The organism is Prevotella sp. P4-67, assembly GCF_002251325.1.
Taxonomy (GTDB): domain Bacteria; phylum Bacteroidota; class Bacteroidia; order Bacteroidales; family Bacteroidaceae; genus Prevotella.
In genome coordinates this window covers 28523-45782 of the sequence record NZ_NPJL01000027.1, presented here as the reverse complement: position 1 = coordinate 45782, position 17260 = coordinate 28523, and the positions used below count along the sequence as shown (strand labels likewise).

The following is a 17260-nucleotide window of genomic DNA, read 5'->3' as shown; positions in this document are numbered from 1 at the left end:
TCTCTTTCTGCAAATCGCCTAAATAAGGCTAAAATAGACAGAAAATAAAGGGTAAAACAGCTATATCTCCGTCATCAACTTTCAATTTGATAGTGGGTTTTAGTTTTTCAGTGCCCTCCCTTGGGGAAGGCTGGGATGGGGCCCGTGGTCCTCCCCTTCCCCATTGCCACAATTCCGCACGAAAAAAGGACGTACCCTGATTGAGGATACGTCCTTTTCTTATTGTGTCGGGTCATTCTCCAGGAAAGACTTGGCATCTCTCCCGATGGAGATGACGGTCTTTTTATCTTACGGCAATCGCGCGAGACAGCTCACGGGTCTTGACTACATACACACCCTTGCTTACGGCAACGCGGGTAGAAGGCTCGGCCTTAACCTGCTGAACCAGACGACCGTCGACAGTGTAGATAGTAACATCTGCGCCAGCCATACCCTCGATTACGATGGCACCCTCGGTACCGTAGATGCGGCCCTCACCGATGGCGTTGTCGCCGATACCGGTGTTGAGAGATACCTGAGCAGTGTTGGAGAAGCTCGACTCACCTACGCTGAATACAGAGGTCACGTTGTAGCGGTAAACATCTTCGCCCGAAATCTTGTCGCTGTAAGTAGCGGCAGTGACGGGGCTCTCGTTGAGCTTGACACCGTTGCGATATACATTGTAACCCTCCAGAGTGAGGTTGGCCTTGTTAGAGGCAGGAGTACAGGTGATATCGTCGATGAGCAGCGCCAGCACATCCTTGGCATTGTAGTGGATAGCCACATACTTGGTGTCCTCGGGAAGTTGGAACTCATAGAAAGCGTAGCCGGCTTCGGGGTCGGTCTTGTAGCCTACAGGCACGTTCTCGACAGACTTGAAGAGGGTGAAGTCAGAAGGCTCCTTGCCGCTCTTGGATACCACGATGTCGAACGACTCGAGGCCGTACCTATTGGAGAGTGACTTGGCCCAGAAAGAGATGTACTTGTTGTTAGGAGCAAGTTCGGGAAGAATGAGGTAGTCATCATTCTGAACAGATGACCAGAAGCAGAGCGTCTTCTTGCCACTATGGGCAGCCATGATGCTAGTCTTGCTGTTGTATTTGTCGCAGTCGATAACCTGACATACCATACCCTGGCCGAGGTGAGGAATGCTCTGACCACCATCAACAGCGCCCCAGGTATAGTTTGTGGCCAGATGGTCGCAGTCGATGAGGGTATAGTCGCCGAGCGAGCCACGGTCTGTGGTGACAATCATCTCGTGAGTGGCTCTGTTTTCCTCAACCACGATACCGCCTACACTCCATGACTCGTAGCTCTCCATATCGTCGGTGCGCTCGGCATAGTACTCGGTAGTAGGAGCAGCCCAGTTGAGAGTCACATTGCCATCGGCCTTGGCAGTGGCCTTGAGGGCAGTGGGCTGGGGATACTTGGAAGGAGTAACCGCAGCTATCGCGGTCTTCTCGTTGTTAGCCTTGTTCTCGTCGTCGGCATAGACAACCTTGCACTTCACCTCGAGCTCTTCGGCGTCGAGCAGTGGAACGGTGATATCAATATTGAAGGTCTCCAGGGCATCAGCAGCCAGAGCGCTACCGTTAAGTGTGTTGACCAGTTCACCATTGACATAGCACTGCAGCTTGTATGCGCCTGCAGCCTTGAGACCGTTGTTGAATACAGAGACAGAAGCCTTGATGTCCGAACCAGCCTTGGCAGACTTGGGCAGCACGAGGCTCTGGACCGCGAGGTCATAGTCGAAGGTATTGCCCACGGTGACGTTATCTATGAAGAGAGGAGAGGCCATAGTCTTGTTGGTAGCCTCGATACCTATCTGCAGGTGGTCATAGGCCTTGTAGGCAGAGAGGTCTACGGTAGCGGCAGTCCACTTCTTAACTACTTCCTTGGGCAGAGTGGCCACGTCGGTCCATGTCAGACCGCAGTCGTTAGACACAGTAATCTTCAGGTCTGAAGCTGTATCAAAGAGATAGTACCACAGCTTGATGGTGGGTCTTTTCTCGGTGCTCAGGTCGATGATGGGCGTTGTGAGACGGGCGCCACCGGGGTTGCCGGCGCTATAACCTACCATACCGTTGTCGCCATCCTGAGACGATACGTTGGGAGCGAGGTCAGCTGTCAGCTGCCATACGTTGTTGCCCGATGTGGTGCTGATAAGCCAGGGCTTGGTAGACAGCCTTCTGTTGGCAAACGATTCCTTGAGAGGACACTTATAGCCATAACCGAAGGCAGAGGTGTTACTGTAAGCGGGGGCGCTGGTGCCATAGTCGTTGTAGGCATAGAGCACATAGGCGAGAGAGGTCTGCAGGTCAGAGAGATTAGGAGCGTCTACATGGGTGCAGGTGGTCAGGTCTGACTTGATCTTGGTCTGTGTCTCTGCATTGTATACAGAGTAGTAGATCTGAGTGGGGTCTACGTAGCCACCGTGCTTACCTGTGGTAGGAGCCTCCCAGGTGATGATGGTCTGCGAGCCCTTCTGTACCCACTGAACCTTGGTAGGAGCACCGGGAGCATCAGGACCTACCCAGCCCTTGGCGGTAGCCAGGACACCGGCGCCATAGGTGTTATGGCATACTACGCTGTACTCGTTCTCGCCAGTGGTAGGATTGGGGTCGCTTACCTTCACCTTCAGACCTACAGCCAGTTCTGCACCGTCTATAGTGGCAATCTCTCTGCCAGTGGTAAGATTGGTTACAACAGCCTTGGAAAGACCAAACAATGGGCCATTGCTGAAGTTTTTGGTAGGACAGGTGAACTCTACCTCGCTGGTGAGTGCGCCCTTTTCGCCGGGAATCACGGTGATGTCGGTAGCGGCACCAGGACTCTTGGTGTTGATGCCGTCAGAGAGTTTGAAGTCAGAGACAGCCAGGGCACCCTGATTCTTCTCAGAGGTGACATGGAGGCCGATATAGAAGAGGCCGGTCTCGTCGGCGGTAAGCCATTCGTCTACATAGCAGCCGGTAGAGGTTACCTTCTCGTTGCAGACCTTCTTGGTCATCGAGGCAGCTGTCTTCTCCTTGCCATACATTATCTCAAAGCGTTCCTGCTTGTTCAGGTCGCTTACCATGAGGGCCATGGTGAGGTGGTAGGCCTTGCCCTTCTCCAGTTTCACGATAGGAGAAACCAGCCAGTCATTGGCGTCTTTGTCCTTGCTGGCTTTGTAGAACACGTTCTTGCCGTTGCTTCTCCATGTGTTGCCGTCCTCATTGGCGTCGATGGTGGTAAAGAAGCCCATGCCATTTTCACCGAGGAAGCTGTTTTCGTAAGGCAGAGCCACACCGAGGTCTTCGCCGGCGAGCACGTCGTTAGAGGTCACCGCACCACTGCTCTTCACGCCGTCGGTGGCCATGAGCACGTAGTTGTAGTTGTTCATCGCGGTGATGGTCTTGTCGGTAAACGAGGTAGTGGTGAGGTCTGAAGCTACAGTCACGTTGTCGGGCTGGCGTACCAGCGAGTACTTGATGGCTGCAGTGTTGATATATCCGCCGTTGACGCCTTCTGTGACGGCATCCCAGCTGATGGTAATCTCATTGGAACCCTCGGCCTTGACTGCCTTGAGGTTGGCAGGAGTCTTGGGAGAGTCCTGACCGATATACTTTTCGATATAGGTGGTCAGACCGCTGGCGCCGTCGAGTTTGGCACAAACGGCAAACTTGTACTTGCCGTCGGCAGGCACGGTAACGGGCACTTCGACCTCGGCACCGGGGGCGCCTTCGCCGGTCTTGTACTCAGCGTCGTTGAGGAAGAACGTGTAAGAGAGGTTTGAGGTCAGGGCTTCACCGCTCTCGGTCTTGTCGGGCATGGTGAAGATAAACTTACCAGTGAGGCTGCTCTTGTCAAACTCGGTTCTCATCTTGGCGATGAAAGCGGGCCTTTCCACTTTCTTGGCGGGCTTGGCAAACACACCAGCCCATCTGATGGCGGGGCTTGCAAAGTCGGTCACCTTGGTAGCCTTACCAGTAGTTACATCTACAGTGTACAGCGAACTCTCGTCGGCAGTGTGGGCAAACCAGTATACAGTATTGGTCGACTCGTCAAAACAGGCGTCCTGCACATCTATAGAGGGAGTCACGCCGGTAGCGCCGATAACGGTGGCTTCGGCGGTCTCCAGATTGAGCTGGCACAGATTACCATCCAGACCGATACCATACACCTTGCCACTATTGTCAGTAAAGAGGGCTACATAGCGCTGGTCAAGCACACCTCCATTGGTCTTGACACCGCTGGTCAAATCAAGCGTACACAACCTAAAGAGACTGGAATTGGCGGGATAGCATCCGTAGGTCTTACCATCCTTGGGGTTGTAAACCAGAGAGGTAGGAACGTCTGTGCCGGAGCTGAGATTCTCGACGATTTGCCATGTGTTGGTATCATACTTTTCCAACGTGGTAAGGAGTACTTTGGATCCCCTAATATAAGCAGACAACACGTAGTAGTAACCATCGATGTACACACCAGCCGAGGGCGTCACGCTGGAAATGCTTGCAAGAGGGGTTAGGGTCGGCGGGGTCGCCGTGGTGGTCGAATAGATACCGACCGGCTTCATGCCCGTCGAGATTCCTCCGTAGAGCGTAGTCTCTGCGGAGGCCGCAAGGGCTTTCGGTCCCGGACTTGCCATGGCAAGTCCTACCAGCATACATAGCATGCTGAGACAAGTAATGATTCTTTTCATAGACTGTAACACTTGAAAATTGTAATTAATAATAATGTGGTTCCTATATGTCCACAAAAGTAATCAGTTTTTCGGAAAAATATGCAATTATTATTAGAAAATTTTAATTTCTTTTTGGGATTTTCTAATTTATCACCAGCCCACCCGAGGCCAAAAACGGCATAACCGCCGACACATCAGCGCCTTTCGCCGTTTCCATCCAAACCAAGCAAAAACCGCCCACATTGGTTATCATAGGGTTGCATAACACGGAGATGACCGTCAATAACATGGAAATGACACTTGGAAACGTGGAGATTAGAGTTAGAAACGTGGAGATGACACTTGGAAACGTGGAGATGACAGTCGCGAATGAGGAAATAACAGATGGCGGCGTGGAAATGACACCGGCTGGCGCGTATCGGAAGACACGAGGGTTCGTATCGGAAGGCACGAGGGCACGTATCGGAAGGCACGGAAGCGCGTAACGGAAGGCACGAGCCGCCAAACGCAATCAGGAAAACTATGGATGCGGTGAGTATCATCGGTTTGCATCATCACCGCGCTGCTGCGCATCATGAGCCTCATCGTGACGGTAGCCCCTACCCTCGCCATGGGCAAAAAAAATACGCTGAGACTCATCAACGAGCTTCAGCGTATCCGATATGTTTAACTACTTATTTTCTAAACGAATGAAAACCTCACGGTTTCCATTGTCATCCTGGTTAAACAATCTGTCAATCTACCTTAAAAACCTAATAACTAAAAACCTAAATCTATTACTACTAATCTAAACAATCTATTAACCTTTTGATGATGCAAAGGTACTACACTTCTGCGGTTCTGACAATAGTCTGGGGCCACTTTCTGCTGCTCGGGGCCTCTTTCTTGACATATATCATAATATGCGCCATCACTGCATTTCTGCTATAGATACCGAGCGGGCATCAGTGCTTCTTCTCGAGTTCCTGCAGGTTCTCCATAGCCTTGGACTCGAGGAACTCGTAGATGCCGCAGAGGTGCTCACGCACGCGGCCATGGCCAAACTCGTAGACCTTGCTGACCAGTCCGTCGAGGAAATCACGGTCGTGGCTCACCACGATAAGGGTGCCATCGAAATCTTGAAGCGCCTGCTTGAGGATGTCCTTGGTCTTGAGGTCCAAATGATTGGTGGGCTCGTCGAGGATAAGCAGGTTGACCGGCTCGAGCAGCAGCTTGAGGATGGCGAGGCGCGTACGCTCTCCACCCGACAGCACCTTGACCTTCTTGGTCGACTCGTCGCCGCCAAACATGAAGGCGCCGAGCAGGTCGCGTATCTTGCTGCGTATGTCGCCCTTGGCCACATCGTCGATGGTCTGGAAGACGGTGAGGTTGTCGTCGAGCAGCGACGCCTGGTTCTGGGCGAAATAGCCTATCTGGACATTGTAGCCGAGATTGAGGTCTCCCTGGTTCTGCAGCTCGCCCATGATGCACTTCACGAGGGTCGACTTACCCTCGCCGTTGCGGCCCACAAAGGCAATCTTGTCTCCCCGCTCCACGGTGAGATTGACGCCGCTGAAGACGGTCTTGTTGCCAAACGACATAGACACATCGCTCATCTGCACGGGATAAGCGCCGCTGTGCGGACTGGGCGGGAACTTCAGGCGCAGACGGCTGGTGTCTTCCTCGTCGACCTCAATAAGCTCGAGTTTCTCAAGCATCTTGACGCGGCTCTGCACCTGCAGGGTCTTGGAGTAGGTGCCCTTGAAGCGCTCGATGAAGTCCTTGGTCTCGGCTATCATCTTCTGCTGCTCCTCATACTGCTTCATCTGCTGCTCACGGCGCTCTTTGCGCAACTCGAGATAGTGGCTATAGGTGGCGCGGTAGTCGTAGATGCGACCCATGGTGACCTCGATGGTGCGCGTGGTGATGTTGTCGACAAACTTGCGGTCGTGGCTGATGACCACCACTGCCTTGGAGCTGTTGATGATAAACTGCTCGAGCCAGCCGATAGACTCGATGTCGAGGTGGTTGGTGGGCTCGTCGAGCAACAGCACGTCGGGCGACTTGAGGAGCAGTTTGGCGAGTTCGATACGCATACGCCATCCTCCCGAAAACTCGCTGGTGGGCCGGTCGAAGTCACTGCGCTCGAAGCCGAGACCCACCAGGGTTTTCTCGACATCCTCCTCGAAGTGAGTCATGTCAATGGCATAAAACTTCTCGGAAAGCGTAGACACCGTCTCGATGAGCTGCATATACTCATCGCTCTCGTAGTCGGTGCGGGTGGAAAGGAGGTCATTGATACGGTCTATCTCTGCCTGTATCTCGTGGAGATGGGCAAATGCCTGGCAGGTCTCCTCAAACACGGTGCGGCCGTCTTCGGTCATCAGGTGTTGGGGGAGATAGGCGACGACGCAGTCTTTGGGCGCCGACACAGACCCGCGTGTGGGCTTGCGCACTCCCGCCAATATCTTGAGCAGGGTACTCTTGCCTGCGCCGTTCTTGCCCATCAGGGCGATACGGTCCTTCTCGTTAATCTGGAAGGTAATGTCCTTGAACAAGGTGGTGCCGCCGAACTCAACGGTCAGTCCATCTACTGAAATCATATTCTATTATTTTCTGGTGCGTAATGTGAAAAACGATGCAAAGTTACCTAAAAAATACTCAATCCCTATTGCATATCGCAGGAATTTGCCGTGACACAGACATAAATTGGCAGAATGGGACAACAGTCGGGGCGCGCGAGAGAGAAACCACGGGAAACGCGAAGACAAAAAAAATACGCTGAGACTCATCTGCGAGCTTCAGCGTAATAACTTATGTTTAACTAACTTTTGTCGAAAGAATGAAAACCTCACGGCCTCCATTGTCATCCTAAGCTAAACAATCTGTCAATCTACCTTAAAAACCTAATAACTAAAAACCTAAATCTATTACTACTAACCTAAACAATCTATTAACCTTTTGACGATGCAAAGGTACAAACCTTTCCCACTTCCCACAATAGTTAGTACACTTTTATTGATGATTTTGTTGCCTTTCTTGATACAAATCAATAAAACTGTGTGCGCACACAACTAAAATATGTAATAATTCCAACAACCGAAGTTACGGTTTCATTTATTCGCGAGGGTTATCATTACGATTTGAAACATAACCTTTTCGCCCGCAAATACCCTTTTAGCGCCCCCATCCAGCCCCTGAAAACCAGCCAGTACAGCCCCCACCCCATTTTGTCAAGATGTATGACTGCCAGAGGCGGTTCCTATACCTTATTATAATAATATAACTTATTATATATATAAGCACAAGAGTGACATATAATAGGCGCAAGAGTGATATATACAAGCGCAAGAAGTGGCGCAGGCACTTGCACCGACGCCACAATGAGAGCCCGGGACGCCAGGGCTGCGGGCAGAACGGCGACAGCCAGGGCGCGGAGGGCAGAGGGGCAGTCGGGGGCGAATACTGCAAAAAACAGGGAGGCAGTGTGGGTTTTTCAGATTTTATGTTTACCTTTGCCCGATGCAGAGGAGGCTCCGGCTCCTGCCAACGCCATCTCCAGGAGCGTGGAGGTACCGACGGTGGCGGTCAGACAACTCTGCAGGCGGCCGAGACTATGCACCAGGGTCGCTGGGGCTATGCACCATGGCGGCTGGGACTACGCACCAGGTCACCGGGACTACACACCAGGTCACCGGGACTATGCATCAGGTCACCGGAACTATGCACCATGGCGGCCGGGGCTATGCGCCAGGTCGCCGGGAGCAAGAACAAAGGACAAAAGATATATATAATATAATAAGGTATGCGTGTACTAATCGTCAACACGAGCGAGAGGGCTGGCGGAGCGGCTGTGGCTGCACGACGGCTGATGGAAGCGCTCAACAACAGCGGCGTAAAAGCCAAGATGCTGGTGCGCGACAAGGAGACCGAGCACATCGCGGTGTGCAGTCTGCCCAAGTCGTGGCGCCACCACTTCAATTTCCTGTGGGAAAGACTGACGATATATCTCCATCTGCGGCTGAACCGCCGCCATCTGTGGGAGATAGATACCGCCAACGCGGGCACCGACATCACAAGGCTGCCCGAATTCAAGGAGGCAGACATCATCCATCTGCACTGGGTCAACCAGGGCATGCTCTCGCTGAAGAATATCCGCAAGATACTCGACTCGGGAAAGCCAGTGGTATGGACGATGCACGACATCTGGCCCGCCACGGCGATATGCCACCTCACCCTGGGGTGTGAGCGGTTCAAGAGCCACTGCGCCCACTGCCCCTATCTGCCCGGAGACAGCAGCCACGACCTCGCCGACGCCACCTGGCGACGCAAGGAGCGCATGCTCACCGGCAGACACATCACCTTTGTAGCGTGCAGCCACTGGATGGAGAGCGAAGCGCGCCAGAGCCGGCTCCTGGAGGGACAGGAGACCTGCGCCATACCCAACCCCATCGACACCCGCCTCTTCGCCCCTGCCGACAAGGCCGAAGCCCGAAGAAGACTGGGGCTCCCCGCCGACCGAAGACTGATACTCTTTGCCTCACAGCGCGTGACCAACGTGAACAAGGGCATGGACTATCTCATCGAGGCTTGCCGGAAATGGGAGCAGGAGCATCCGGAGATACGCGAGAACACGGGCCTCATCATCGTGGGCGGCCACGCCGAAGAGATAGCCGACCGCCTGCCGCTACAGGCTTACCCCTTAGGGTATGTCAACGACCCGCGCCGCATGGTGGATGTCTACAACGCCGCCGACGCCTTCGTGCTGCCGTCGCTCTCTGAAAACCTGCCCAACACCATCATGGAGGCGATGGCCTGCGGTGTGCCCTGCATCGGCTTCCGCGTGGGCGGCATACCCGAAGAGATAGACCACAAGGTCAACGGATATGTGGCTGAATACAAGGATGCCGACGACCTGGCTCGCGGTCTGCACTGGACGCTCGACGAGGCCGACCGCAAGACTCTGGGCGAGGAAGCCGTGAAGAAGGTGGCACAGCACTACAGCCAGCGCGCCGTCGCCGCACGCTATATCAATATCTACAACCGCCTTGCAGGCAAAGACTATCTGGAAGCATGACCATAACCGTTATCACATGTACCTACAACGCCGCGGACGAACTGCCGCGGACGCTGGCGAGCGTGGAGAGCCAGGACTATGACCAAGTGGAGCATCTCATCATCGACGGCAAGTCGAAGGATGACACCATGAAACTGGTAAGGGAGTATGAAGAAAAATCGCGGGGGGCGTCTCCCCACCAGATAAGGGCCGTCTCGGAGCCCGACGGCGGACTCTACGACGCGATGAACAAAGGCATCCAGATGGCCGAGGGCGACTACCTCGTATTCCTCAACGCCGGCGATGCCTTCAAGGATGAGCACACGCTGCAGCGGGTGGCTCATGCGGCGCTCATGCCCGACGAGAAGCCGGCGGTAATCTATGGCGACACCGACATCATCGACGACCGAGGCCACTATGTGGGCCGCCGCCGTCTGGCTCCGCCCGAGGCGCTCAGCTGGAAGTCGTTCCGCCACGGCATGCTGGTATGCCACCAGGCGTTCTACGCCCGCACCGACCTTGCCAAAGCCATCCCCTACGACCTGAAGTACCGCTACTCTGCCGATGTGGACTGGTGTATAAAAATAATGAAGTCGGCAGCAAGCTACCGCCTTCCTCTGGTCAACACACATGCGGTGTTGGCTTGTTTTCTCGATGGTGGCATGACCACCACAAATCATCGCCGTTCGCTCCGAGAGCGTTTCAGCGTGATGTGCCGCCACTACGGCGTGGCCAGCACGGTGGTGATGCATCTCTGGTTTGCCCTGCGCGGCGTCATCAGTCGTCGGCACACTCGCTGAGGGTGTAGGCGCTGCTGCCGTCGAAGCAGTGGGTGCAGACCTTACACTTGGGAAGACCGATGGCACGGATCAGCTCTTCCACACTATTGAAGCGGAGCGAGGTAAGTCCAAGCTCCTCAGCTATAGCCGCCACCATACGCTCGTACTCGGGCGACCCGGTGGTGGCATATTTATCCAGATTCTTGTTAGCATCGCCCTCGAAGCGCTCGATGATGCGTCGGGTGATGAGTTCCATATCACTCTTGGACGAGGTAAAGTTGATAAACGGACAGCCGTAGACCAGGGGCGGACAGGCTATACGCATGTGGCACTCCTTGACCTGTGCCTGGTCAAACAACACCTTGACATTGTCTCTCAACTGGGTTCCGCGCACGATGGAGTCGTCGCAGAACAGCACGCGCTTGCCCTTGAGCATAGCCACATTGGGGATGAGCTTCATCTTGGCGACCAGCGAGCGCATAGCCTGGTTGGCGGGAGTGAAGGAGCGGGGCCAGGTGGGGGTGTACTTGGCGATACAGCGCTGATAGGGCACCCGCTTGCCGGCGGCGTAGCCCATGGCCATACCCGTGCCGGAGTCGGGGATGCCACTGCAGCAGTCTACCTCGGTATCGTCGGTGAGCGCCATCTGGTAGCCATTGTCGAAGCGCACCTTCTCGACATTCCTGCCCTCATAGGTAGAGGTGGGGAAGCCATAGTAGACCCAGAGGAAAGAGCAAATCTGCATCTTCTTGTTGGCAGGGCGTATCTGCTCGGTGCCATCGGCTGTGATGCGCACAATCTCGCCCGGACCCAGCTCGTAGCAAGGCTCGAAGCCGAGGTTGGGGAACGAGGTGGTCTCGCTCGTCACGGCGTAGGCGCCATCCTTCTTGCCGATGATGAGCGGGGTGCGCCCCCAACTGTCGCGGGCACAGATGATGCCGTCGGTGGTAAGGATGAGCATCGTGCACGAGCCCTTGACATGATGATAGACATTCTCGATGCCCTCGCGGAATGTCTTGCCCTGGATGATGTGGAGCGCCACAAGCTCGGTGGTATTGGTCTTGCCCGACGACATCTCGGCGAAGTGCATATTGTGGCTGAGCATCTCGGCCTCGAGTTGCTCCATGTTGGCAATCTTGGACACCGTGCAGATGGCAAACTGCCCCAGATGAGAGTTCATGACCAATGGCTGTGCATCGGTATCACTGATGACACCTATACCTGAACAGCAGCCTTCAAACTTGTTGAGCGAAGCCTCAAATTTAGAACGAAAATAAGAACTTTCGAGGTTATGGATAGAGCGGACGAAGCCCTTATCCTCACTATAGGTTGCCATACCGCCACGACGGGTACCGAGGTGTGAATTGTAGTCGGTTCCGTAGAACAAATCGGCAACGCAGCTTTTCTTGGAAATAGTTCCGAAAATGCCTCCCATAAATGATAATAATATACTAACAGTGTAATTACGCGCTACAAAGTTACGTAAAAATCTTGGGGTTGAATATATAGTTTTTGTTATTTTTTCCTACTTTTTTGTGACAAAACACCATGGCTCTCTTGCCCATGCCGGCATTTATGGGTATCTTTGCAGCGTTAACAAATCTACACCTTATTATATAATATAGAATGATACGCATCCTAAACAGTACAAAACGCATCGTCGCCACCATCGTCGCGACCGCAACATGGATTGCCGTCGCAGCCCAACCCAACATCATCTACGACAACGACGGCACCGAGCTGCTGCTGAACACCTACTGGAACGGCGCACCGCTCACGCTCGCCCACCTCGACTCGCTCACGAGTCTTGCCGCGGGCTCGCAGGTGGGCACCTACTCCATCTGCTCGGGCAGCGACTTCGTATGCTATCCCTCGCGCTACTGTCGCTACTACGGCGACGACCGCGGCCACATAGACCATGGCGGCAACACGGCGCTCTACAACAATATGCGCACCTGCTATGACAATCTGCTCCGCATCGAGGCCGAGGGAGGCGAGTTTATGCGGTCGTCGCTGCAGCTGGCACGGCGCCACGGCATGGCGGCGATGATAGCCTACCGCATGAACGACCTCCACTTCGCCGACGCCGAAACAGACTGTCCCGTGATGTGGGCAGAATGGTGGCTCAAGCATCCCGAATACCGCATCGGCGACCCCTCGCTGGGATGGCACAGTGCCGGCGCCTACGACTTTGCCCATCGCGCCGTGCGCAACCGCAAGGTGAGCATCATCGCCGAACAACTCAGCCGTTACCGCGACGACATCGACTGGTATATGCTGGACTTCATGCGCTTCTTCTGCTACTTCAAGCGGGGCGAAGGCAAGCGCCACACGGCTGAGATGACCGATATGATGAGGCAGATAAGGCGTCGGGCAGACCGCGAGTCGTCACGCCGCAAGCAGCCAGGACGCATAAAGCTCGCCGTGAGGGTGGCGCCGTCGCTGGCAGAGAATCTGGAGAAGGGAATAGACCTACGCGAGTGGCTCGAGGAAGGCCTGATAGACCTGGTGAGCGTGGGCACCCACACGCTGATAGACCCGGCTCAGCCCATAGCCCAGATGCGCAGCGAGTTGGGCAATGCGCTCAACACACCCCTCTACGCCAGCACCGACATGATGACCTACACCGAGAACGAGCCCGTCTCGGAGGGTATGATGCGCGGCTTCTGCTCGGCTGCCCTGGACCAGGGCGCCGACGGCATCTATCTCTTCAACTACTTCTTCAACCGCTATGTGAGCGGCCACTATCAGCTGGAGCGCGGAGGGCAGGTCTGCCGCACGGCGCACCCTCGTATGCTCCACGAACTGGGTAGCCGGCAGATGCTCGAGGGTCGCAACAAGACCTACTGGCTCTCGGACGGCAAACGGCAGTACGGGCTGCGCCCCAACACACCACTACCGCTCACGCTCAAGGCCGGAGAGCGTCGCGATGTGACCATCTACGTGGGCGACCACATGGACTCTATCCGTCCGCGCGAAGTCATCGTCTTCTTCCGCACCCGTGGCGAGGCGCTGCTCAGCCTGAGCCTCAACGGCAAGCCCATGACTGCCACCCGCGCAGACTACCCTGCGCTCTACGACCGCTGCCGCAGACTGGCAGAGGGCGAGCACCAGTATGCCGTGACCATGCCTGCCGACGCCCTGCGCCACGGCGACAACACCATCACCATCACAGCCCCTGCCGGGAGCACTCCCATCACGCTGAAACGCGTGGAACTCACCCTCAACTATGGCGACGTAGAGACCCACGGGTACTTCTAACCAGCCCCAAGCCATCACCTCCCATCCGGAGGACACCCCCACGGCATCAAAAATCATCTCCACGCTGCCAGAGGCAAACGACGTAAATCCGAAGGTCATCTCGAGGATTCCAAAGGTCATCTCGAGGATTCCAAAGGTCATCTCGAGGATTCCAAAGGTCATCCCCATCGCCACCGCGACCATCGCTGCCGGCGCCAAGATGATGAGAAAAGCCACAAATACTGTTAAATATTCATAAATCTTCATCATTGGGAGCATCCCGATAATGGCTGATATAAAAATAATGTGTAATTTTGCACGCCGATTATTTCGGGGACACACTTAGAGTCCCCCGTGTGAGCGTGTTAATAGTGGCGCTTTTGGCCGAGCGTCATGGTTAGTGAATCGCCTGCACATCAAGAGAAATAAAAACGTTTTTTAGTAGTAAAAATTAAAATTAAAAATGAACACTTTAAGTTACAAGACTATTTCCGTTAACAAGGAAACAGCTACCAAGGAGTGGGTCGTTATCGACGCCACCGACCAGATTGTAGGTCGTCTTTGCTCAAAGGTTGCAAAGTTGCTCCGTGGTAAGTACAAGCCAAACTTCACTCCCCACGTGGACTGTGGAGACAACGTAATCATTATCAATGCCGCTAAGGTTCGCTTCACTGGTAAGAAGGAAACTGACAAGGTTTACACCCGCTATACCGGCTATCCCGGTGGTCAGCGCTTCAACACTCCTGCCGACCTCCGTACTCGCAAGAACGGTGTCGACAAGATTGTTCGCCACGCTGTCAAGGGTATGCTCCCCAAGGGTCCTCTCGGTCGCGCACTGCTCGACAACCTCTATGTATATGAGGGCACAGAGCACAAGCACGAGGCTCAGAAGCCAAAGTCAATCGATATTAACCAGTATAAATAATAGGAACTAAAGATGGAAATGATTAATGCAATCGGTCGCCGCAAGAGCTCTGTAGCTCGTGTTTACCTCACCGAAGGTACCGGTAAGATCACAATCAACAAGAAAGATTTGAAAGATTTCTTCCCATCAGCTATCCTTCAGTATGTGGTTAAGCAGCCACTGAACCTTCTGGAAGTTGCTGAGAAGTATGATATAAAGGCCAACCTCGACGGTGGTGGTTTCACCGGCCAGAGCCAGGCTCTCCGCCTCGCTATCGCCCGTGCCCTCGTTAAGGTTAACGCCGAAGACAAGAAGGCTCTGAAGGACCAGGGTTTCCTCACTCGCGACTCTCGTGCTGTTGAGCGTAAGAAGCCAGGTCAGCCCAAGGCTCGTCGTCGCTTCCAGTTCAGTAAGCGTTAATATACTGAACCGTTTAGCATCTAAACCCATAAGACTTGCCACTGTTGGCGATTACCTGTGGGTTGGTTCTAAGCAAAATAGAATTAAAAAAGAAAGTAAACAACTCAAAAAGAAAAAACAATGTCAAGAACTAATTTTGACCAGTTACTCCAGGCAGGTTGCCACTTTGGCCACCTCCGTCGCAAGTGGAATCCCGCTATGGCTCCTTACATCTTCATGGAGCGCAATGGCATCCATATCATAGACCTCAACAAGACTGTTGCCAAGATCGACGAGGCAGCAGAGGCGCTGAAGGGTATCGCCAAGTCAGGCAAGAAAATCATGTTTGTCGCTACTAAAAAACAGGCAAAGGACATCGTAGCCGAGAAGGCTGCATCAGTTAACATGCCTTACGTAATCGAGCGTTGGCCCGGTGGTATGCTTACCAACTTCCCAACCATCCGCAAGGCTGTTAAGAAAATGGCAAACATCGACAAGCTGATGAACGACGGTACATTCTCTAACCTCTCTAAGCGCGAGTTGCTGCAGGTAACCCGTCAGCGTGCCAAGCTGGAGAAGAACCTCGGTTCAATCTCTGACCTGACTCGTCTGCCCTCTGCCCTCTTCGTTATCGACGTAATGAAGGAGCACATCGCAGTGAAAGAGGCTCAGCGTCTGGGCATCCCAGTATTCGCTATCGTGGATACCAACTCGGACCCCAAGGCTGTAGACTACCTGATTCCTGCCAACGACGACGCCAAGGACTCTATCGAGGTTATACTTAACGCCTGCTGCGGTGCTATCGCAGAAGGTCTCGAGGAGCGCAAGGCTGAGAAGGCTGACGAGAAGGCTGCTGCCGAGCAGGCTGAGGAAGTGGCAGAGGCTAAGCCCCGCCGCACACGCAAGGCCCGCAAGGAAGAGGCTCCCGCCGCTGAGTAATCAATAGAATCACAAACCCAAGTTTAAGAAATAACAATTATGGCTGTTACAATAGAAGATATCAAAAAGCTGCGCGCTATGACTGGCGCCGGTCTGGCTGATGTAAAGAACGCCCTGAACGAGGCTGAAGGCGATTTCGACAAGGCTAAGGAGCTCCTGCGTGAGCGTGGCCTCGCCATCGCTGCCAAGCGTTCAGACCGTGAGACATCAAATGGTTGCGTACTGGTTAAGAAGGTTGATGGCTTCGCCGCAATGGTTGCCGTGAAGTGTGAGACCGACTTCGTAGCTGCCGGTAAGGACTTCATCGCCCTCGTAGGCGAAATCCTCGACGCTGCTATCGCCGCACGCTGCACCAACCTCGACGAGGTTAAGGCGCTGAAGCTCGCCAATGGCGACGACGCTGCCACCGCCGTACAGCATCGCTCAGGTGTTACCGGTGAGAAGATGGAGCTCGATGGCTACAACTATCTCGTAGGTGACAACATCTCTGTATACGACCACATGGGCCGCCACACTCTGGCTACCATGGTACAGCTGGACAAGGACAACGAAGAGGCTGCTCACAAGGTAGCTATGCAGGTTGCAGCAATGAAGCCTGTAGCTCTCGACGAGGCTTCTGTTCCCCAGGCCGTTAAGGACGAGGAGCTCAAGGTGGCTATCCAGAAGACCAAGGAAGAGCAGGTAGAGAAGGCTGTAGTTGCCGCTATCAAGAAGGCTGGCATCAATCCTAACCTCGTAGACAGCGATGACCACATCGAGTCTAACATGAAGAAGGGATGGCTCACACAGGAGGAGGCTGACAAGGCCCGCGAAATCAAGCAGACCGTAGGCGCTGAGAAGGCTGCCAACCTGAACGAGCAGATGATCCAGAACATTGCCAAGGGCCGTATGGCCAAGTTCTTCAAGGAGAACTGCCTGGTAGACCAGGAGTTCCAGTTCGCCGACGAGGATGGCAAGATTTCAGTTAAGGACTGGCTGAAGAAGCAGGGCGATCTCAACATCGTTGCTTACAAGCGCTTCACCCTCTTGGCTGACTAATTTTCGATATAGTTAAAATCGAAATAATAATAAGGACTGTACCCCTTTCGAGGGATGCAGTCCTTTTTTAGTGCATGGCAATGGCGGGGGCAGCCGGGTGCAGCGTCGCGACGGCAGGCGTGGCCAGGGCTATTTTGCCCTGCACCAATGATTTTACCGGCTTTTGCGCAAGCACTGTCAGAATTATTGTGTAACTTTGTGTATCAATAACAAGCAATCACCTATGAACCCATCTACCCGCCCGTCAAGGACAGGCCACCACAAGGAGAAATAAAAACCTATAT

General features: G+C 54.0%; 11 protein-coding genes. 8 read left to right on the top strand and 3 right to left on the bottom strand.

Features of this window, described 5'->3' with window-relative positions:
- Window positions 1-283: 283 nt before the first annotated feature.
- Window positions 284-4660, bottom strand: a complete 4377-nt coding sequence (locus tag CIK92_RS04555; protein ID WP_094388311.1) for a choice-of-anchor J domain-containing protein — start codon at window positions 4658-4660, stop codon at window positions 284-286.
- 269 nt (window positions 4661-4929) lie between these two features.
- On the opposite strand from CIK92_RS04555, the gene CIK92_RS04550 reads away from it, so the two are divergent.
- A complete protein-coding gene (locus tag CIK92_RS04550; protein ID WP_144289329.1) occupies window positions 4930-5127 on the top strand; it encodes a hypothetical protein in 198 nt (65 codons plus the stop codon).
- A gap of 459 nt (window positions 5128-5586) precedes the next feature.
- Here CIK92_RS04550 and CIK92_RS04545 read toward each other — a convergent pair whose 3' ends face one another.
- Window positions 5587-7224, bottom strand: coding sequence for an ABC-F family ATP-binding cassette domain-containing protein (locus tag CIK92_RS04545; RefSeq protein WP_094388309.1), 1638 nt, complete (start codon window positions 7222-7224; stop codon window positions 5587-5589).
- A gap of 1202 nt (window positions 7225-8426) precedes the next feature.
- Between CIK92_RS04545 and CIK92_RS04535 the strand changes: the two genes are divergently transcribed.
- Both CIK92_RS04535 and CIK92_RS04530 read left to right on the top strand, forming a co-directional pair.
- The gene (locus CIK92_RS04535) at window positions 8427-9698 is read left to right on the top strand and encodes a glycosyltransferase family 4 protein (RefSeq protein ID WP_094388307.1); all 1272 of its coding nucleotides are present in this window, start codon (window positions 8427-8429) and stop codon (window positions 9696-9698) included.
- Window positions 9695-10477 carry a glycosyltransferase family 2 protein gene (locus CIK92_RS04530; protein ID WP_094388306.1) on the top strand — a complete coding sequence of 261 codons (783 nt, stop codon included), beginning with the start codon at window positions 9695-9697 and terminating at the stop codon, window positions 10475-10477. Before CIK92_RS04535 ends, CIK92_RS04530 begins: the two co-directional genes overlap by 4 nt.
- Here CIK92_RS04530 and CIK92_RS04525 read toward each other — a convergent pair.
- Complete coding sequence (locus CIK92_RS04525) at window positions 10455-11891, bottom strand: amidophosphoribosyltransferase (RefSeq protein ID WP_094388305.1); 1437 nt, start codon at window positions 11889-11891, stop codon at window positions 10455-10457. The genes CIK92_RS04530 and CIK92_RS04525 overlap by 23 nt on opposite strands.
- Before the next feature lie 191 nt (window positions 11892-12082).
- On the opposite strand from CIK92_RS04525, the gene CIK92_RS04520 reads away from it, so the two are divergent.
- From CIK92_RS04520 to tsf, 5 genes are all read left to right on the top strand, one after another.
- Window positions 12083-13717: a hypothetical protein gene (locus tag CIK92_RS04520; RefSeq protein ID WP_094388304.1), complete on the top strand. Its 1635-nt coding sequence runs from the start codon at window positions 12083-12085 to the stop codon at window positions 13715-13717.
- A 442-nt stretch (window positions 13718-14159) separates the two neighbouring features.
- Complete coding sequence (rplM, locus tag CIK92_RS04515) at window positions 14160-14621, top strand: 50S ribosomal protein L13 (protein ID WP_022311378.1); 462 nt, start codon at window positions 14160-14162, stop codon at window positions 14619-14621.
- A 12-nt stretch (window positions 14622-14633) separates the two neighbouring features.
- Window positions 14634-15020, top strand: coding sequence for a 30S ribosomal protein S9 (rpsI, locus tag CIK92_RS04510; protein WP_022311377.1), 387 nt, complete (start codon window positions 14634-14636; stop codon window positions 15018-15020).
- A 120-nt stretch (window positions 15021-15140) separates the two neighbouring features.
- Window positions 15141-15938, top strand: a complete 798-nt coding sequence (gene rpsB, locus CIK92_RS04505; RefSeq protein ID WP_022311376.1) for a 30S ribosomal protein S2 — start codon at window positions 15141-15143, stop codon at window positions 15936-15938.
- Window positions 15939-15977: 39 nt separating this feature from the next.
- Entirely contained in the window at window positions 15978-16976 is a 999-nt protein-coding gene (gene tsf / locus CIK92_RS04500; RefSeq protein ID WP_022311375.1) for a translation elongation factor Ts, read from the top strand.
- The last annotated feature ends 284 nt before the right edge of the window (window positions 16977-17260 follow it).